We start from the raw sequence: 18,725 nt of genomic DNA, 5'->3' as shown, positions 1-18,725 counted from the left end.
ACATCGTCGTCATGGATAACCTCGGCTCGCACAAGTCGGCCGAGATCCGCCGGATGATCCAGGCGGCCGGGGCACGGCTCTGGTACCTGCCGCCCTACTCGCCCGACCTCAATCCGATCGAACAGGCCTTCGCCAAGATCAAGCATTGGATGCGCATGGCCCAGAAGCGGACCATCGAGGAAACGTGGCGACACGTCGGCCACCTCGTCACCACCATCCCGTCCGACGAATGCGCAAACTACTTCGAAAACGCAGGCTATGCTTCCGTCAAAACCTGAAACGCTCTAGAGGCTGTTACGGACCCTGGACGAGGCTCGTGCTGCGAGCCCCGGCCCCCGCGAGGGGCCGGAGCGCCAGGGCGGCACGCCCGAGTTCGAGCGCCTGATGGCTCAGACCGTCACCGCGTCCGGCAGGCCGGCCTGATGCACCACGATCGGACTGCCGTCCCGCACCTCGTCGAAAAGATGGATGACGTCCTGGTTCAGGAGCCGGATGCAGCCCGAGGAAACGGCCTTGCCGATCGACCAGGGCTGGAACGTCCCGTGCAGCCGATACAGCGTGTCCGTTCCGTTCTGGTGGATATAGAGGGCGCGCGCGCCGAGCGGATTGCGCGGGCCGGGGTCCATGCCGCCATTGGCGATGCTGTAGGGCCGCAGTTCCGGCTGGCGTGCCACCATGCTGTCGGGCGGCGTCCAGCGCGGCCAGCGCCGCTTGTAGGCGATGATGGCGCGCCCCTCCCAGGAGAAGCCCTCGCGCCCGACGCCGATCCCGTAGCGCATGGCCGTGCCGCCGGGGCGCACATGGTAGAGATGCTTGGCCTGCGTATCGACGATCACCGTGCCCGGCGCTTCCGACGTGACGAAGGGCACCTCGCGCCGCCAGTAGCGCTCGGGAATCTTTGTGGGATCGACGGCGGCGACCTCGAACGGCTCGCCCTCCGCCGCGCGGTACATGAGGGGCACGGCGGCCGGCAGGGGCGGCGGGGGCGCCGGGACGCTCGGGAGCAAGGCGGGCGCGGGCGTCTGCGCGGTGACGCAGCCGCCGAGAAACAGCGTGCTGCCGCCCACCAGAAAGGCGCGGCGCGACAGGCGGGCGCGCGGCCCGGACGAAGAAAGGGTCATGAGAAGGAACTCAAGCAGAGATCGCCGCGCACGCCGAAACCGGCGCACTATGGGGCGAGCGAAAGGGAAAGCGCCCGGGTGAGGAGCGCGGCGCGAGCGGGACGCGAGAAGGGGCCAAGCACTTGTCGCCACGCCAGAGGGCGGGCGAAACGCTCGGCGGCGCGTCGTCTCAGGCGGCCTGTCGCGGCGGGCGTTCTCGCGGGGCGACGGTGCGCGACAGAAGCGGGCTTTCGCGCGGGGCGTCCATCGCGCGGGTGAGGCGCGGGCGCTTGGGGCTGATCTCCGAGGGCAGGATGCTGGAGGCGACCTGACAGAACAGATGCCGCGCCGCATCCGTGCTCGGCGTGTCGGCATCCCCCGCGCTGGTCACGCCAAGGCTCGCACCGCAATCGGCCCACGCGACGGCACGCTCGGCCGCGGCGAGCGACCCCGTGAACGTCATGCAGACGAAGATCAGAGCAAGAAGGCGAATCCAGACAGCCATGGTGTGAAAGACGCGAGGGACCTCTTTGTGGCGCAGGTCGCGCGCTTTCGTCGGCAAGGTCGATTCGACGCATGCGACGAGGCGCTGACGGATGCGGTCGTGCCATGCAAACGCGGCGGAAAGGCGTCGGGCGCCGCCGCTCTCGCGGCTTCGTCACCGACGTTGCTCCTCTGCCACAGGGCGGCGAGCGGCGACGACCCGTGGCTCGTCGGCAGCACAGGACCGGGGCGGTGCTTGCGAGCCCATTCGCCTTCCCTACAAGACGCCGCCTCGATCGATCTCGCATCGAACGTCGTCGCCCGTCGCGACGGCGCGCAAAGCCGTGTCGCCTTTCGGCGGGAAGCGTCCGGACGGGTCTTCAGCGCGCGGTGAGGATCGACAGACGGCGCACGAGTTCGACCTGCCCGTCGCTGCCCGTCTTGCCATAGGCGCTCTTGGCGAAGGAGCGCACGGTCTCGTAGCTGAGGCCGTCGCGCGCGGCGATCTCGCGGAGGCTCGAGCCGCCGAGAATCGCCAGCGCCACCTTCGCCTCGGACCGGGTGAGGTCGTAGAGCGTGCGCAGGAGACGGGTGGAATCGGTGGTTTCGCCGACGCGCATCACCCGCGAGGCGAGAAGAATCGCCGCCCCCAGCGGAGCGAGGTCGCGCGCGTTCCGGCGCAAGGGCAGGACATGCAGCACGAAGGCGTCGGCGCTTTCCGTCCCAGGCACGGCGATGGAGCGCACCGTCTCGGGGGAGATGTCGGCGAGCGCCGTCTGCAACTGGAGGCGCACGGGCGCATCGGAGGGCAGAAGCTGGTCGCGGGCGGTGATCGGCAATTGCGCGTCGAGCGTCTCGAACTCGGCATTGGCGGCGACGATCCGCCCGCTCCCCGAGACGATCGCGGCGGCAAGGCCCGCAAGGGACAGGCTGTCGAGCATGGTCTGCGCCTGCTGGCGCTGCGAGGCTTCCTGAAGCACGAGGGCGCGCGCCATGTGCGGGCGCAGCCGGTCGAGGCGCTGGATCGTTTCGGCCGACACCGGCCCTTCGCGCAGCAGGCGCTCCAGGGCGACGATGATCTGGGTGCGGCCGGGCGTCGAGATCAGCGTGCCCGCGCCGTAGCCATGGCCGCGCGGAAAGAGAAACTCGCGATAAAGCGGCGAGGTTTCCCACTCCTCGGGCGTGAACAGGTCGAAATCCTGTACGAAGGAACAGGAATTGAGCTGAAGGATGCGCGTCATGCGCTCGTTGCGCGCCGGCCAGCCCCCGGCCGCGAACTCCATCGAGATGCTCTTCATGGTCGGCGTGTAGATCCAGCTTTCCGCTGCCTCGGACCGCATGGTCACGAGGCCGCCCATGAAGCCTAGATCCTCGCAAAGCCGCGACAGAACCGCCGGCCACAGGGTGGGGAGCAGCGCTGCCTCGTAGATCGCAGAAACGGTTTCATCGAACCGATCGTCGCTCATCGTCTTGTCCCGCCTCGGCCTGATCTTGAACGAATACTTCGAAAGCGGGGCCTGACGACAGGGAAGTTTGTGCCAAATTGGGGGATAATCTGTCCCCCGCACAGGTGAATCGACGAAATGTCCGGCTCAGGGGGCCCCCGCGTGTCGAAGGGGCGCCTCCCGCCCTCAGAACAGATCGCCCTGAACCTCCTCGATCTGCTCGCGCCGGGCCCGCTTGGCGCCCTTGGCCGGGCGGGCGGTCGGCTGGACGTCCGCGTCGAGGGAGCCGGCGACGGCGGCCCGGCGATGGCCGCGCGCGAACTCGATCTGGAAATGCGAGCCCGGCACGAGGTCCTCGGCGCGGGTGATCGGCACGTCGTTCTCGCCGCGCACGATGGCATAGCCGCGCTCCAGCACCTGACGCGGATCGAGACTGGAGGCGACGCGCCAGGCGCCGGCGAGCGCGGCGCGGCGCCGGTCCTGCAGCATGGCGAAGGCACGGTCCATCCGGTCGGAGGCCACCACCAGCCGGTGGCGCGCTTCGCCGCTGCGCTGCGCCACGACATGCGGGCGCAGGGCGGAGGCGAGCCGGTCCAGCGCATGGCGCTGCTGGCGGAGCCCCGCGTCGAGCCGGTGGATCAGAACGGAATCGAGATGGCGCAGGTCCGCGCGCTTGTCGCGGATCGCCGCTTCCAGCCGCGAGGGCGAAAGCTGGAAGGCGGATTCGGCGAGGCGCCGCCGACGCTCGCCGAGAAGAAGCCGCTGGTTGCGCTCCAGCGCGCCGTCCGCCTCGTCGAGCCGCCGTCGCGGCAGGGCGAGCAGCATGTCGGGCGAGGGCAGGGCGCGCGCCAGATTGCCGACCGCGCGCCGCTCGGCCTGCAGCGTGCGCGAGATCGCCGCGCCGCTGCGCGCTTCGATCGCCGCCAGCACCGCCAGAAGCTCGGCGCGCACGGGAACGGCCATTTCGGCAGCGCCCGTCGGCGTCGGCGCGCGCCGGTCGGCGGCATGGTCGATCAGCGTCCAGTCGGTTTCGTGGCCGACCGCCGAGATCAGCGGGATCGCGGAGGCGGCCGCCGCGCGCACCACGGCTTCGTCGTTGAAGCCCCAGAGGTCTTCGAGGCTGCCGCCGCCGCGCGCCACGATCAGTAGGTCGGGGCGCGGGATCTTGGCCCCCGGCGCGATGGCATTGAAACCCTCGATCGCCGCCGCGACCTCGGCGCCACAGGTCTCGCCCTGAACGCGCACCGGCCAGACGAGGACATGGAGCGGAAACCGGTCGGCGATGCGGTGGCGGATATCGCGGATCACCGCGCCGGTGGGCGAGGTGACGACGCCGATGACGCGCGGCAGGAAGGGCAGGGCGCGCTTGCGCTCGGCGGCGAACAGCCCTTCGGCTTCGAGCTTCAGACGGCGCTCGTTGAGGAGCGCCATGAGCGCGCCCGCGCCCGCCGGCTCCATCGCCTCGATGACGATCTGGTACTTGGACGAGCCGGGGAAGGTCGTGAGCCGGCCGGTGGCGATGACCTCCAGCCCTTCCTCGGGCTTGAAGGCGAGCTTGCCGAAGCTGCCGCGCCAGACCACGGCTTCCAGCCGCGCCTTGTCGTCCTTCAGCGCGAAATAGGCATGGCCCGAGGAATGCGGGCCGCGATAGCCGGAAATCTCGCCGCGCACGCGCACATGGGCGAACGTGTCCTCCACCGTGCGCTTCAGCGCCCCGGAAATCTCCGACACGGAATATTCCGCGACATTGCTTGCCGCTGGTTCCATCAGGTCGCTCATGCGCTCACCAGCCCGCCACGCCGACGCTCGGGCGCAGCCGCTGCGAGCGGATCAGGCGCGTTTCCGGCAGGCGGCTCTGGCTTTGCGCCGGGACGGGCGGCGCGAGATTCTGAAGGGACTCGCGAATGTGATCCACCAGCGCGGCGATCACCGGCGATTCCGTGTTGCGCCCGCGCATGACGGCGATCTGCGCGGGGTCGAGCGAGGGAAACCCGTCGACCGTGCCGAGAACGCGCATGCCCGGCCGCAGCGCGCATTCGGGCAGGACGCTGACGGCGAGCCCGGCGAGAACCGCCGAGGTGACGATCTGCGCCGACCAGGAGGTGAACAGGACGCGGTGCGCGCGGCCGATGCCGTTCAGGGCGTCGATGCCCTGCTTGCGCCAGGCGCAGTCGGCGCGGCCGATGGCGAGCGGCAGCACGGCCTCCTCGTGGACGCTGTGCGCGGCCGAGGTGACGAAATGCAGCGGCTCGGTGCGCACGATCTCGGACCAGGCCTGGGTCTTGGAGGGGCAGACCAGCGCGACGTCGAGATGGCCCTTGTCGATATGCTCGATGAGGCTCGACGTCGTCTCGCAGGCGATCTGCAATTCGACGCGCGGATTGGAGCGGACGAAGCGGGCCATGATCTCGGGCAGGAAGCGCTCGGCATAATCGTCCGGCAGGCCGATTCGCACATGGCCCTCGATCGTCTGCTCGTCGAAGGCCGAGAGCGTTTCCTGGCTGAGCGAAAGCATCCGGCGGGCATAGGACAGAAGCCGTCCGCCCGCTTCCGTCAGCTTCACGGCCCGGCCGGAGCGCTCGAACAGGTCGGTGCCCAGCCGCTCTTCCAGGCGGCGCACCTGCATGGAAACGGCGGACTGCGTCTTGAACACTTCCTCCGCCGCGCGGGTGAAGCTGCCGGTGTCGACGATCGCGACGAAGGTGCGGAGCTGGTCCAGATCGAGCGGGGCGGCCATGCGCGTCACCTATAATGATCGGTGATGATGGGCATAAGAAACATTCGTTGGTCTGATCCGTCAAGCCGGACTATCTCCAGTCTCGACAGCCAGAGTGGAGAGCGCGAAACCGGGTGGCTTGCCCATCCGATCGCGTGAAAAGGTGGTCTGCCAAAGGCAGATGCGCCGCATACGACGTTCGAACGACTCCGTTCGAGCGAGCGCTCCCGCTTTGCCTGACGCGCCGAAAATGGCTTCTGAAAGGAGAACCGGCCATGACGCTCGCTTCGAAGACCCGCGCCCCTTCCGGGGAAACCCTCGTCCAGCCGATCCGCAATGCGATGCTGGCGCTTCGAGCGATCGTCCGCACGCTGCGCAATCGCCGGGCCGCCTATCACGTGGCCGAATTGCCGGATTATCTCCTCAACGATCTCGGCCTGAAAAGGGACGACGTTCACGCCGCGCTCCACGCCGATTGGCGCGAGGACCCGACCTACAGGCTGGCGATGACCGCCAGCGAGCGCCGCCGCTCGCTCTGAGCGCCCGGCCCGAAAGGGCCATTTATCGAAAAAGCCCGCCGCGACGATCTCGCGGCGGGCTTTTTCATGGGGAATGGGGTGGCGCGTGACGGGGCGGCAAGGGGGCTCAGGCCTCCTCGCGCGCGACCTCCATCTCACCGAGCTGCGAGGCGAGGATCTTGTCCACGCGCCGGCCGTCGAGATCCACGACCTCGAAGCGCCAGGAGCCGTACTGGATGAACTCGCCGACCTCGGGAATGTGGCCGAACTGGTCGAGAATGAAGCCCGCGAGCGTTTCGTAGTCGCGTTCCTTGGGCAGGCTGCCGGCGCCCAGACGCCGTTCCACGTCGTCGATCGGCATCCCGGCGTCGATGAGATAGGAGCCGTCCTCGCGCTGCACGACGGAATAATCCTCCTCGGCCCCTTCCGGCATGGAGCCGGCGATCGAGGCGAGGATGTCGGTCGGCGTCACGACGCCCTCGAAGGAGCCGTATTCGTCGATCACGATCGCCATGTGGATGTTCACGGAGCGGAAGCGGTCGAGCAGCTTCAGGACCGGCATGGTCTCGTTGACATAGAGCGGCTCGCGCACGGCGGCCTTCACGTCGATCGTGCCGGTGCGGCGATACTGCTCCAGCAGATCCTTGGCCTGAACGACGCCGACGAGATCGTCCACGTCCTCCTTGGCGACGGGAAAGCGCGAGTGGCCGCTGGAATGGATCTCGTCGAGAATCGCGTTCGGATCGTCGGCGAGCGAAATCCAGGCCACGTCCGGGCGCGGCACCATGATCGAGCGCACGTTGCGGTCGGCGATGCGCAGGACGCCTTCCAGCATCTCGCGCTCCTTTTCCTCGAAGACGCCCGATTCGGTGCCCTCGGCGATCATCGCCTTCACTTCCTCTTCCGTGACCGAATTCTCGGACACGGCGCTGGCGCCGACGAGCTTGCTGACCGTCTCGGTGGAGACGCGCAGGAACCAGACGATCGGCGCGCCGATCAGCGCCAGGAGGCGCATGGACGGGGCGACGAAGGCGGCGATCGATTCGGCATGGGCGAGCGCGAAGCGCTTGGGCACCAGCTCGCCGAGAATCAGCGAGAAATAGGTGATGAGCACGACCACCAGCACGAAGGCCACGGTCTCGGCATAGGGCGCGATCAGCGGCACTTCGGCCAGGGCGGCCGCCACGGGACCCGAAAAGGCCGAGGCGCCGAACGCGCCGGCGAAGATGCCGACCAGCGTGATGCCGACCTGAACCGTGGACAGGAAGCCGGTCGGGTCGTCCACCAGCTTCAGGGCTGCCGCTGCCCCTCTGCTGCCGTTCTGTGCCATTTGCTGGAGCCGAATGCGCCGGGCCGAGACCATGGCCAGCTCCGACATTGCAAAGAACCCGTTCAAGAAGATCAGGAAAACGACGATCAGAAGGTTGACGATCAGCATCCGGTGTCCATGGAGGCGCACCGGCCTCCCGTTGAAGATTTCGGGAGTATAGGGGGTAGGTTCGTCATGATCCAATAGATCGAAGCCAAACTTTTGCGCCCGGCCCCGGAAATCTAGGCCTGTCGAAGGCGCGAGGTGTTCCACCCCGCCGCCGCTTTCAAGGCTTGGGATCGGTGTTTTTCTCGAAAAGCCGCACCATGGACTTCATGTAGTCCGCCTGGAGCGATTGCGCGTTTGTGATCATGTCGAGCACCGGATCGCGCCGCGTTTCGCGCGAATCAGGCGCCTTTGCCGGGGCCGGGGCCGGCGCGGGGGCGGGCGGCGCGAAGGCCTGCGTCATGGCGCTCATCATCCCGAACGGATCGAAGGGCGAGGCGGGCGCGGCCGGTGCGGCGCGCGGCGTTTGCGGCAGCCAGGGAAAGGCGCTGCGCCAGGCGTCCGAGAAGAGGTTCATCATCGCGGCGGGCGTGCCCGGAAGGGCCGCCGCGCCCGTGTCGGACGGGCGGTGGAAGGCTTCCACCGCATTGGCCGAGCGGCGCATGGCTTCGGCCAGCGCCTGCCCCGCCGTGTCGGTGGCGTAGCCCTTCGGCCAGTTCGCCACGCCCGCCGCCATGGTCTGCAGCGCCGCGCCGAACACCACGGCGCCGAAGGGCGCCATCATCTTCTGCAGCGTGTCGGGCGCCTGGCCGGTCAGGAGCGAGGCGTTGCGCGCGATCGCGGCGGTGAGGTCGGGGCCGAACAGCGAGCGCGTCACGAGTTCGCCCGCCGGGCCGGGCAGGAAGCCGTTGGCGCCGAAGCCCCCGACCTTGCCGAAACGCTCCGCCAGTTCGGCCCAGCTCTGGGGGTCGATCATGGCGCGCTGCATGCCCAGAATATAGGCCGGCACCAGCGCGTCGGTGGTGGCGCGCATTTCCTCGGGGCTCAGGCGAAACTGGAGGGCGAGCTTGTCCGCCGCCTCGCCCGCGCCGGCGGCCTTCAGCCAGTCGAAGAAATCCGTCATTCCGCCTCCCATCCGCCGCAACCGGCCGGGGCCGGCGGCGCGCGACCCGCTATCGGCCGCAAGGATGGGCGCGCAAGGCCGCGCTGCCAAGGCGAAACCGCGTCGGCCCCTCTGTCTTCACAGGATGCTGGCCGATCGGGGCGGCGCGAAAGCCGCCCGCTCGCGCCTCAGAAGCGTCGCGCGGCGAAGAGATCGCCGAAGCTGCCGGCCCATTCGCCCTCGAATCGGGCAAGGAGATCGTCCGCCGCCGTGCGGCCGGTCGCCACGCGCTCGCGGAGCGGCTGCAGATAGATCGCCTCGCTCTGCCCTTCCGCGTCGCGCCGGTCGCGTCGCTCCAGGCCGGCCTCGGCCAGCGGCAGGATGCGGCGGGCGACGTCGAGAAGCGTGCCCTCGCGGAACGGCGCGTTGAGCGCGAGGCGCGGCACGGCCGAGCGCAGCCGGTCCACCTCCTCGAAGCTCCAGTCCGCGACCAGCGCTTCGGCCTCGTCGAGGCTCGCCGCGTCGTAGAGAAGGCCGCACCAGAAGGCGGGGAGGGCGACGATATCGGCGAGCGGCCCGCCGTCGGCGCCGCGCATTTCCAGGAAGCGCTTGAGGCGCACGTCGGGAAACACGGTGGAGAGATGGTTGGCCCAGTCGCCCATATTGGGCTCGGGATCGGGCACCTCGCCCTTGAGCGCGCCGTCCAGCATCTGCCGGAAGGTGACGTGCGTGGCGTCGTGATAGCGCCCGTCGCGCATCACGAAATACATGGGCACGTCGAGCGCCCATTCGACATAGTCGCGATAGCCGAAGCCTTCTTCGAAGGCGAAGGGCAGGAGGCCGGAGCGCTGGTTGTCGACGTCGAGCCAGACGCCCGAGCGCCAGGACAGGAAGCCGTTGGGCTTGCCCTCGGTGAAGGGCGAATTGGCGAAGAGCGCCGAGGCGAGCGGCTGGAGCTTGAGGCCCAGGCGCATCTTGCGCGCCATGTCGCGCTCGTCGGAGAAGTCCATGTTCACCTGGATCGTGCAGGTGCGGAACATCATGTCGAGTCCGCGCGTGCCGACTTTCGGCATGTAGCGCTTCATGATGTTGTAGCGCGATTTCGGCATGACCGGCGTCTCCGCCAGCGTCCAGAGCGGACTGCCGCCGAGGCCGAGGAAGCCGAGCCCGAGCCCGTCCGCGATGGCCTTCACATGGGAGAGATGCGTCTGCGTTTCGTCGAGCGTCTCGTGCAGCGTTTCGAGCGGCGCGCCGGAAAGCTCGAACTGCCCGCCCGGCTCCAGCGAGATCGCGCCTTCGCCCGAACCGCCGGCGAGCCCGATGATGCGCCCGTCATCGACGATCGGCTCCCAGCCGGTGCGCGCCTGCAATTCGTCGAGAAGCCGGCGGATGCCGTCCTCGCCCTCGTAGGGAACCGGCGAGAGATCGGCCAAACGATAGCCGAATTTCTCGTGCTCCGTCCCCAGGCGGAAGGCCGAGGCCGGCTTCTCGCCCGCGCGGATATGGTCCACCAGTTCGTCCAGCGAGCGGATCGGGGTGAGGTCGGTCGTGTCGCGCGCCATCGAGAGCTCCGGGACGGAAACGGTTCAGGACGCCGGCGCCGGGATCGGCGCGGCGGAAAGAGGGACACCGGGGCCTCGCCCATCCCCGGCCGGGGCGGGACGAGCCCAATCTTTCGGGTGTCTGTCCGCTTTCCCGCGCGGACGCAAGAGCCCGGCGGTGAACGCTGCGGACGCTGATCCGTTCATGCCGATGACTCGCTGCGCCAATCCCCCGCCGCCGCCTGGATCACGGCGAGCGCCGCGACCGCCGCCGTGTCGGCGCGAAGGATGCGGGGGCCGAGCGAGATCGGCGTCACGAAGGGGAGGGCGAGCAGCCTGTCGCGCTCGTCCCGTGAGAAGCCGCCCTCCGGCCCGATCAGGAGCGACAGGGGCTTGCCGGCGAGCGGCGCCAGCGTTTCGAGAGGGCTCGCCGCACCCGCGCGCTCGTCGCAGAAGAGAAGCGTGCGCCCCTCGTCCCAGCCCGCCAGAACCTTGTCGAGCCGCAGGATGTCGCGGCATTCGGGCACCGCGAGAACGCCGCATTGCTCGGCCGCTTCCACCGCGTTCGCCTGCGCGCGCTCGGTGTTGAAGCGCGGCGCCTGGCAATGCTGCGTCATCACCGGCTGGATCAGCCCCACGCCCATTTCCACGGCCTTCTGCACCATGTAGTCGAGCCGCGCGCTTTTCAGCGGCGCGAAGAGCCAGTGGAGGTCCGGGCGCGGCGTCTGGTCGCGCAGCTTCTCTTCGGGCACCAGCGACAGACGCTTCTTGGCTTCGCGCTGGAGGCGCGCGCGCCATTCGCCTTCCCGCCCGTTGAAGACGAGAATCGAGGCGCCGTCCTCCAGACGCAGGACGTTCAGGAGATAATTCACCTGCGCCGGGCTCGCCTCGACGGCGGCACCCGCCACGAGCGGCGCGTCCAGAAACAGGCGTTGGCCGGAAATGTCGTAGTCTGGCATCGAACCTCGGAGCCGGCGGCCTGTTCGGGTCGGCGAAACCATCCGCCGGACCCTTCGTTGTGCCGGCAGAGACCGGCTTCGACCCCAAGCGTTTTAGCCAAACCGGCCGCGGTTTCCAGCCGTCGCGCGGCTTTGCCCGCCGTTTGCGCTGGGGCCAGCGTTTTCCTCAAGGAGTTTTCCATCGATGGATCTGAGAATCAGCGGGCGCGTCGCGCTCATCACCGGCGCCGATGGCGGCATGGGTTTTGCCGTGGCGAAGCTTCTGGCCAACGAGGGCGTGAAGCTCGTTCTGGCCGACAGGACGCTCACCGAGGCCGAAGCGCGGCGGGGCGAACTGCCCGGCGACACGCTTCTGGTGAAGGCCGATCTGACGGCGGGCGGCGAGGCCGAGCGCATCGTCGCCGAGGCGCTCGCCCGCTTCGGCAAGCTCGACATCGCCGTTCACACGGCGGGCATAACCGGCGCCAAGGGCGATCCGCTGGAACTGACCGATGCCGACTACGAGGAAGCCTGGCAGAGCGATTTCATGTCGGCCGTGCGCGTCGCGCGCGCCGCGATCCCTGAGATGAAGAAGGGCGGCTGGGGCCGCTTCGTGGCCATCACCTCGGAAAACGCCGTGCAGCCCTATTGGGAAGAGGCGACCTACAACGCCGCCAAGGCCGCGCTCGCCGCCTTCTGTAAGGGCCTGTCCTACAAGCTGGCGGCGGACGGCGTGCTGGTCAACACGGTCGCCCCGGCCTTCATCGAGACGGCGATGACCGACGAGATGATGGACAAGCGCGCCGAGGAAAACGGCACCAGCAAGGAAGAGGCGATCCGCTCCTTCCTGGAGGAAGAGCGCCCCGGCATCGTGCAGCAGCGGCGCGGGACGGTGGACGAGGTCGCGGCGGCCGTCGCGCTCCTCGTGTCGGACCGCGCCTCCTTCATCAACGGCGCCAATATCCGGGTCGATGGCGGCTCGGTCCAGGCGGTGCAGAACTGAGCGCAAACGAAACGGGCGGCCCGAAGGCCGCCCGATCCCTTATCTCGAGGGCGCCGCGCTCAGGCGTGCTTGCCGGGGTCGATCGCGGGGCCGTCGATGCGGCTCGGCGCGATCGGGTCGGAGGTCGGGAAGGTTTCCTCCAGCGCCTCGTCGAGCTTTTCGTCCTCCGTCATCGGGCGGTGCTGCCCGCCGGGCGTCACGCCTTCCGTGGAGGGGCGGCCGGTCTCGGGGTCGAGCGGGGTCTGCTTGGTGTCGCTATCGGTCATGAGGGGTCTCCCTGTTCCCGGAAGGAATGGAGGCGGGCCCGCTCGCGTTCCCGGTCGCGGCGCGAAGATGCCGCGCTTTTTAGCGTCCTGGCACCTGTCAATGGGTGAGTGCAGCCTTTAGCATCGTTCCAAACAGGCGGCGTCGAGCGAGCCGCCGGTGTCGTGGAGGACGGGAGAAAGCCATGACGATCGCCATGCCCAAGCCGAGCGGCGACATCCTGCGCCGGCGCGAGGAGATCGTGTCCGCGCTGCGCGCCATCGTGCCGGGCGAGGGCGTGGTGGATGCGAGCGTCGAGATGCGCGTCTTCGAGACGGACGCGCTGACCGCCTATCGGCAATTGCCGCTCGCCGTGGTGCTGCCCGAGACGGTGGCCGAAGTCGCCGCCGTCCTGCGCTATTGCCATGCGGAGCGCATTCCGGTCGTGCCGCGCGGCTCGGGCACCTCGCTCTCGGGCGGCTCGCTGCCGCTGGAAGACGGCGTGCTTCTCGTCCTGTCGCGCTTCAACCGCATTCTCGACGTCGATTTCGACAATCGCTGCGCCGTGGTGCAGCCGGGCGTCACCAATCTCGGCATCACCAAAGCCGTCGAGCATGCCGGCTTCTACTACGCGCCCGACCCGTCCTCGCAGATCGCCTGTTCCATCGGCGGCAACGTGGCGGAGAATTCCGGTGGCGTGCACTGCCTGAAATACGGGCTGACGGCCAACAATGTGCTGGGCGTCGAGTTCGTCACCATGGAAGGCGAGGTGATCCGCCTGGGCGGCAAGCGTTTGGACGCCGAGGGCTACGATCTTCTCGGCCTGATGACGGGCTCGGAAGGCCTGCTCGGCGTCGTCACCGAAGTCACCGTGCGCATTCTCCAGGCGCCCGAAACCGCGCGCGCCGTCCTGATCGGCTTCCCGACCTCGGAACAGGCGGGAGCCTGCGTCGCCGAGATCATCGCCAAGGGCATCATTCCCGGCGGCATGGAGATGATGGACCGGCCGGCGATCCACGCGGCGGAAGCCTTCGTCCATGCCGGCTATCCGCTCGATGTCGAGGCGCTCCTGATCGTCGAGCTCGACGGGGTGAAGGCCGAGGTCGACCATCTCCTGTCCGAAGTCGAGCGCATCGCCACGAAGAACGGCGCGACCACGGCGCGCGTGTCGCAATCGGCCGAGGAGCGGATGCGCTTCTGGGCCGGGCGCAAGGCGGCCTTCCCGGCGGTCGGCCGCATCTCGCCCGATTACCTCTGCATGGACGGCACGATCCCGCGAAAGGAGCTGCCGCGCGTTCTCGCCGGCATGAAGGCGCTGTCGGAGAAATACGGGCTCGGCGTCGCCAATGTCTTTCATGCCGGCGACGGCAATCTCCATCCGCTCATCCTCTACGACGCGTCCAAGAGCGACGAGCTGCAACGGGCGGAGGATTTCGGCGCCGACATCCTGCGCCTTTGCGTGGAGGTCGGCGGGGTACTGACCGGCGAACACGGGGTCGGCATCGAGAAGCGCGACCTCATGCCCGAAATGTTCGGCGAGGACGATCTGAAACATCAGATCCGCGTCAAATGCGCCTTCGACGAGCGCCATCTCCTCAATCCCGGCAAGGTCTTCCCCGTGCTGCATCGCTGCGCCGAGCTCGGCCGGCTGCATGTCCACAAGGGCCAATTGCCCTTTCCCGACCTGCCGAGGTTCTGACGCGCATGTCCCTTTCCCCCAACCCGGCTGCCCATCTCACCCCCGAAGCCGATCCGGTCCGGCCCGACAGCGTCGAGGCGCTGCGCGACGTGCTCGCCGAGGCCTTGGCCCGAGAGGAGCCGCTCGCCGTCGAGGGCCGGGGCTCCAAGGCCGGGCTCGGCCGCCCGGTGCAGGCGGCCCGCACGCTCTCCATTTCGGCGCTCACGGGCGTCAATTTCTACGAGCCGGAAGAGCTGGTGATCTCCGCCAAGGCCGGCACGCCGATCGCCGAGATCGAGTCGCTTCTCGCCGAGCACAACCAGCGCTTCGACTTCGAGCCGATGGATTACGGCCCGCTCCATGGCCGCCCGGCCGGCGAGGGGACGATCGGCGGCGTTCTCGCCTGCAATCTCGCCGGCCCGCGCCGCTTGAAGCAGGGCGCTGCGCGCGATCATATTCTCGGCGTCACCGCCGTATCGGGGCGCGCCGAAATCTTCCGCTCGGGCGGGCGCGTCGTGAAGAACGTCACCGGCTACGACCTGTCCAAGGGCATGGCCGGCTCCTTCGGCACGCTCGCGGTGTTCTCCGACGTCATCTTCAAGACCATGCCGCGCTCCTCGGCCGAGACGACGCTGCTCCTGCGCGGCCTTAGCGACGAGGAGGCCATGCAGGCGATGAGCGCCGCCATGGGCTCCTCCGTCGAAGCCTCGGGCGCGGCGCATCTGCCCTATGGCGTGGCGGGACGCGTTCTCACGGGCGAGCTCGGGCGCGACGCCGCCACCGCGATCCGGCTCGACGGGTTCGGCCCCTCCGTCGCCGCGCGCGCGGCGCATCTCGGCGCGGGTCTCTCGCGCATCGGCCCGCTGGAGCAGTTGGAGGGCGAGCGCTCGGAGGCCTTCTGGCGCGATGTCCGGGATGTCGCGCCCTTTGCCGACGGAACGCAGAGCCCGGTCTGGCGCGTCTCGCTGCCGCCCATGTCCGGCGCCGAGTTCGTCATGGCGCTGCGCATGAACGCGGCGGCGGACGCCTTCTACGACTGGCAGGGTGGCCTCGTCTGGCTGCGCATGGACGGGGGCGCGGCGGAAGCCGATCTCCTGCGCGCGCTTCTCGATCGCCATGGCGGCGGCCACGCGACGCTGGTGCGCGCCTCCGAGGCCGAGCGCTTGGCCGTGCCGGTCTTCCAGCCGCAGCCCGGCCCGCTCGCCGCCCTGTCCCGCCGCCTCAAGGATCAGTTCGATCCGCGCGGCCTCCTCAATCCCGGCCGGATGGCTTGACCCGATGCAGACCGCCTTCACCCCCACGGCTCTCGCCGATCCCGACACCGCCGAAAGCGCCTCGATCATCCGCAAATGCGTGCATTGCGGCTTCTGCACGGCGACGTGCCCGACCTATGTCACGCTCGGCAACGAGCTCGACAGCCCGCGCGGGCGCATCTACCTCGTCAAGGAGATGCTGGAGAACAACCGCCCGGCCGACGAGCGCACCGTCAAGCATATCGACCGCTGCCTGTCCTGCCTGTCCTGCATGTCGACCTGCCCCTCGGGCGTGAACTACATGCATCTTGTGGACCACGCCCGCGCCCATATCGAGCGGACCTACAAGCGGCCCCTCATGGACCGGGTGATTCGCGAGGTCCTGGCGCATGTCCTGCCCTACCCGGAGCGCTTCCGCTGGAGCCTGAAACTGGCGCGTGTCGCGCGGCCCTTCGCCGACGCGCTGGCCGGCATCAAGCCGCTGAAGCCGCTCGGTGCCATGCTGAAGCTCGCGCCCCCGCATGTTCCGGCCGCCTCGCCGAACGACCGGCCGGGCCGGCGCGAGGCGAAGGGGCCGGCGCTCAAACGCGTGGCCCTGCTGCGCGGCTGCGCCCAGTCCGTGCTCGACCCCGGCATCAACGAGGCGACGGTGCGGCTTCTCAACCGGCTCGGCGTCGAGATCGTGCTGCCCGAGGGCGAGGGCTGCTGCGGCGCGCTGACCCATCACATGGGCCGCGAGGAGGAAGCGCTGGATTTCGCCCGTCGCAATGTCGATGTCTGGGCGGCGGAAGCCGAGCGCTCCCAGCTCGACGCGATCGTCGTCACGGCGTCCGGCTGCGGCACGGTGATCAAGGATTACGGCCACATGCTGCGGCTCGACCCGGCCTATGCCGAGAAGGCGGCACGCGTGTCGGCTCTCGCGAAGGACGTGACGGAGTTTCTGGCGACGCTCGATCTGCCCGTGCCGGCGAACCCGGTCGAGGCCGTGGTCGCCTATCACTCGGCCTGCTCCATGCAGCACGGACAGAAGATCACGAGCGCGCCCAAAGTGCTGCTCGCGCAGGCCGGCTTCACGGTGCGCGACGTGCCGGAAGGGCATCTCTGCTGCGGTTCGGCCGGCACCTACAACATCCTGCAGCCCGAGATTTCCGCCAAGCTGCGGGACCGCAAGGTCGCCAATATCGAGCGCGTGAAGCCCGACCTCATCGCCACCGGCAATATCGGCTGCATGACGCAGATCGGCTCGGCGACGGGGATTCCGATCCTCCACACGGTGGAGCTTCTCGACTGGGCCTTCGGCGGCGAGAAGCCGGCCAAGCTCGGGGATCGCGCCTTCGCGCGGCTGGCGCGAGCCACCGCCGCCGAGTGAGCGGAAACGAAAAAGGCCCGCCTTTCGGCGGGCCTTTCGATGTCGGAAGACGGCTGGCTCAGCCGCCGAACACGGCGGCGAGAAGGCCGCGGCCGGCCGGGCGCATCGTGCCGGTTTCGGCATAGACGCCCTTGCCGGACTGGCCGGGGCCGAGAACGATGACCTTGGTGCCGCGATCGGCGCGGCTGTAGAGATGGGTCACGTCCTCGTTCATCATGCGGATGCAGCCCGAGGACATGTTGAGACCGATCGTCCAGGGCTGGTTGGTGCCGTGGATGCGGAACATGGAATCGCCGCCGCCGCGATAGAGGTACATGGCGCGCGCGCCGAGCGGGTTCTCCGGGCCGCCCGCCATATAGGCCGGCAGGATATGGCCCTTGGCGCGCTCGCGGGCGATCATGGCGGCCGGCGGCGTCCAGCCCGGCCATTCGGCCTTGCGGCCGATCTTCATCGTGCCGCCCCAGGCAAAGCCTTCCTTGCCGACGCCGACGCCATAGCGCGTCGCCCGGCCGCCCGCTTCCACGAAGTAGAGGAACTTGCGGTCCGTATCGATGATGATCGTGCCGGGCTTCTCGCTCGTGGACAGGCGGACTTCCTGGCGCTTGAAGCGCGGGTCCACCGTGCGCATGGCCTGCGGCTGGCGCGCGACGCGGACCGGGGCGCGACCATTGCTCACGGTTGCGCGCTCGGGCGTACCCGTGCGGATCGCGGCGCGCCCGTTGGCGCCCGTCGTCACCCAGGTCTGGGAGGAGTGGTCGAAATAGCGCGCTTCGGCGCTGGCCGCGCCGGTCAGCGCCAAGGTGGCAAGGCCCGCCAGGGCCGCCGCTTTCAAACTCGGAAGACGCATCGAACAACCCCTCGGAACGGACGAAAATTTGAATGAAAACAAGACCGTGATGGTGGAAGCTTTGCCGGCCTTACTGTGCGGGGAACATGGGGCGCGGGACAGGCCGGGCAGCGCCCGCGCGTGCCTTTTGCGCCCCCTGTTGCTCTCAGAGCACAACGACCCGCGCGCCGACGGGCACGCGCTCGTAGAGATCGGTCACGTCCTCGTTTCGCATGCGGATGCAACCCGAGGACACGGCCTGACCGATCGTCCAGGGCTGGTTGGTGCCGTGGATGCGATAGAGCGAGGAGCCGAGATAAAGCGCGCGCGCGCCGAGCGGGTTGTCGAGGCCGCCGTCCATGCGCGCGGGCAGGATGCGGCCCTTGGCGCGCTCGCGGGCGATCATCTCGGATGGGGGCGTCCAGTCCGGCCACTCCGCCTTGCGGGTGACGCGGTGCGTGCCGGCCCATTCGAAGCCCGGCTTGCCGACGCCGACGCCATAGCGCATCGCCCGGCCCTGCGGCTCGACGAGATACAGGAAGCGCGCGCGCGTATCGATCACGATCGTGCCGGGCGCATAGCCGGAATAGGCGACCTCCTGCGGCAGGAAGGCGGGGTCGAGGCCGCGCGGTTGCGTGCGGCGGGGCTCGGCGGCGCGGCGCGGCTCCGCCATCCGACGCGCGGGCGCGGCGGCGGCGCTGGCGAAGAGCGGCTGGCGCGCCATGCGGCGCTCGGCGCGCGGGCGCGGCGGGGCCGGCTCGGCGCCGAGAACGATGGGCTGTGCGTGACGATAGGAGCCGAGCGGCTCCACCGGGCCGCCGTCGCGTCTGACGACGCCGACCGGAATATTGCCTTCGAACACGACGGTGCCGGCCGGATAGGCCTGGGCGAGCGTCGGGCGCTGGTAGCCCGGAACGACGCCGCTGCCGGGCGACAATTGCAGGACACGCTGGGTCGCGTCGTCCCGGTCGAGATAGAGCGGGCGGTGGTCGCGCGCCTCGGCGCCCGATGCGGCGGCAAGAACGAGCGAAAGCGCCAGAACACGGCGAACGAACATCGGCGGGCACCTCGGAAGACCACGGGTGGGCTCGGATGGCCGAGCCGCTTCGGGGCAGGATGCCGCCGCAAATCCGAGCGATTGGTGAATCCGAGCCGCTTCCCGGCACGTTCCACCCCTTGCCGTCCGATCGTGGTG

At 69.1% G+C, this 18,725-nt stretch carries 18 protein-coding genes; 6 read left to right on the top strand and 12 right to left on the bottom strand.

What is annotated here, in order from left to right; translation table 11 throughout:
- Positions 1-278 (top strand): transposase (locus tag B146_RS0112125; RefSeq protein WP_019996715.1); only part of this gene is annotated, 278 nt, incomplete at its 5' end.
- Between the two features lie 111 nt (positions 279-389).
- Here B146_RS0112125 and B146_RS0112120 read toward each other — a convergent pair.
- The 5 genes from B146_RS0112120 to B146_RS0112100 all read right to left on the bottom strand — a co-directional run bounded on the left by B146_RS0112120 (position 390) and on the right by B146_RS0112100 (position 5,765).
- A complete protein-coding gene (locus B146_RS0112120) occupies positions 390-1,121 on the bottom strand; it encodes a L,D-transpeptidase (protein WP_019996714.1) in 732 nt (243 codons plus the stop codon).
- A gap of 169 nt (positions 1,122-1,290) precedes the next feature.
- A complete protein-coding gene (locus B146_RS0112115) occupies positions 1,291-1,605 on the bottom strand; it encodes a hypothetical protein (RefSeq protein WP_019996713.1) in 315 nt (104 codons plus the stop codon).
- A 358-nt stretch (positions 1,606-1,963) separates the two neighbouring features.
- On the bottom strand, positions 1,964-3,049 hold the full coding sequence (locus tag B146_RS0112110; protein WP_019996712.1) for a helix-turn-helix transcriptional regulator: 1,086 nt from the start codon (positions 3,047-3,049) through the stop codon (positions 1,964-1,966).
- A gap of 165 nt (positions 3,050-3,214) precedes the next feature.
- A complete protein-coding gene (gene xseA, locus B146_RS0112105; protein ID WP_019996711.1) occupies positions 3,215-4,807 on the bottom strand; it encodes an exodeoxyribonuclease VII large subunit in 1,593 nt (530 codons plus the stop codon).
- A 4-nt stretch (positions 4,808-4,811) separates the two neighbouring features.
- Positions 4,812-5,765, bottom strand: a complete 954-nt coding sequence (locus tag B146_RS0112100) for a LysR family transcriptional regulator (RefSeq protein ID WP_019996710.1) — start codon at positions 5,763-5,765, stop codon at positions 4,812-4,814.
- Positions 5,766-6,019: 254 nt separating this feature from the next.
- Here B146_RS0112100 and B146_RS0112095 point away from each other — a divergent pair, with 254 nt between their 5' ends.
- Positions 6,020-6,283 (top strand): DUF1127 domain-containing protein, encoded by a 264-nt coding sequence (locus B146_RS0112095; RefSeq protein ID WP_019996709.1) that lies wholly within the window; start codon positions 6,020-6,022, stop codon positions 6,281-6,283.
- 106 nt (positions 6,284-6,389) lie between these two features.
- Here the strand turns inward: B146_RS0112095 and B146_RS0112090 are convergent, their stop codons facing one another.
- From B146_RS0112090 to B146_RS0112075, 4 genes are all read right to left on the bottom strand, one after another.
- On the bottom strand, positions 6,390-7,700 hold the full coding sequence (locus B146_RS0112090) for a hemolysin family protein (RefSeq protein WP_019996708.1): 1,311 nt from the start codon (positions 7,698-7,700) through the stop codon (positions 6,390-6,392).
- Positions 7,701-7,857: 157 nt separating this feature from the next.
- Complete coding sequence (locus B146_RS0112085) at positions 7,858-8,700, bottom strand: hypothetical protein (RefSeq protein WP_019996707.1); 843 nt, start codon at positions 8,698-8,700, stop codon at positions 7,858-7,860.
- Between the two features lie 167 nt (positions 8,701-8,867).
- Complete coding sequence (locus B146_RS0112080; RefSeq protein ID WP_019996706.1) at positions 8,868-10,241, bottom strand: glutamate--cysteine ligase; 1,374 nt, start codon at positions 10,239-10,241, stop codon at positions 8,868-8,870.
- 182 nt (positions 10,242-10,423) lie between these two features.
- A complete protein-coding gene (locus B146_RS0112075) occupies positions 10,424-11,179 on the bottom strand; it encodes a 16S rRNA (uracil(1498)-N(3))-methyltransferase (RefSeq protein WP_019996705.1) in 756 nt (251 codons plus the stop codon).
- A gap of 184 nt (positions 11,180-11,363) precedes the next feature.
- Here B146_RS0112075 and B146_RS0112070 point away from each other — a divergent pair, with 184 nt between their 5' ends.
- The gene (locus tag B146_RS0112070; RefSeq protein WP_019996704.1) at positions 11,364-12,161 is read left to right on the top strand and encodes an SDR family NAD(P)-dependent oxidoreductase; all 798 of its coding nucleotides are present in this window, start codon (positions 11,364-11,366) and stop codon (positions 12,159-12,161) included.
- Positions 12,162-12,220: 59 nt separating this feature from the next.
- On the opposite strand, the gene B146_RS25865 is transcribed toward B146_RS0112070, so the two are convergent.
- Positions 12,221-12,427, bottom strand: a complete 207-nt coding sequence (locus tag B146_RS25865) for a hypothetical protein (RefSeq protein WP_019996703.1) — start codon at positions 12,425-12,427, stop codon at positions 12,221-12,223.
- A gap of 182 nt (positions 12,428-12,609) precedes the next feature.
- Here B146_RS25865 and B146_RS0112060 point away from each other — a divergent pair, with 182 nt between their 5' ends.
- From B146_RS0112060 to glcF, 3 genes are read left to right on the top strand one after another with little or no spacing between them, the layout of a single operon-like run.
- Positions 12,610-14,103: an FAD-linked oxidase C-terminal domain-containing protein gene (locus tag B146_RS0112060; protein WP_019996702.1), complete on the top strand. Its 1,494-nt coding sequence runs from the start codon at positions 12,610-12,612 to the stop codon at positions 14,101-14,103.
- 5 nt (positions 14,104-14,108) lie between these two features.
- Positions 14,109-15,356, top strand: a complete 1,248-nt coding sequence (glcE, locus tag B146_RS0112055) for a glycolate oxidase subunit GlcE (RefSeq protein WP_019996701.1) — start codon at positions 14,109-14,111, stop codon at positions 15,354-15,356.
- Between the two features lie 4 nt (positions 15,357-15,360).
- Positions 15,361-16,704: a glycolate oxidase subunit GlcF gene (gene glcF, locus B146_RS0112050; protein WP_019996700.1), complete on the top strand. Its 1,344-nt coding sequence runs from the start codon at positions 15,361-15,363 to the stop codon at positions 16,702-16,704.
- A 58-nt stretch (positions 16,705-16,762) separates the two neighbouring features.
- Here the strand turns inward: glcF and B146_RS0112045 are convergent, their stop codons facing one another.
- On the bottom strand, positions 16,763-17,551 hold the full coding sequence (locus B146_RS0112045) for a L,D-transpeptidase (RefSeq protein WP_019996699.1): 789 nt from the start codon (positions 17,549-17,551) through the stop codon (positions 16,763-16,765).
- Between the two features lie 145 nt (positions 17,552-17,696).
- Entirely contained in the window at positions 17,697-18,587 is an 891-nt protein-coding gene (locus tag B146_RS0112040) for a L,D-transpeptidase (RefSeq protein ID WP_019996698.1), read from the bottom strand.
- Positions 18,588-18,725: the final 138 nt, after the last annotated feature.

The sequence above is a fragment of the Aureimonas ureilytica DSM 18598 = NBRC 106430 genome (genome assembly GCF_000382705.1).
Lineage (GTDB): Bacteria > Pseudomonadota > Alphaproteobacteria > Rhizobiales > Rhizobiaceae > Aureimonas > Aureimonas ureilytica.
The sequence above is the reverse complement of the archived record's forward strand: the minus strand, read 5'-3'. Positions and strand labels throughout refer to the sequence as shown.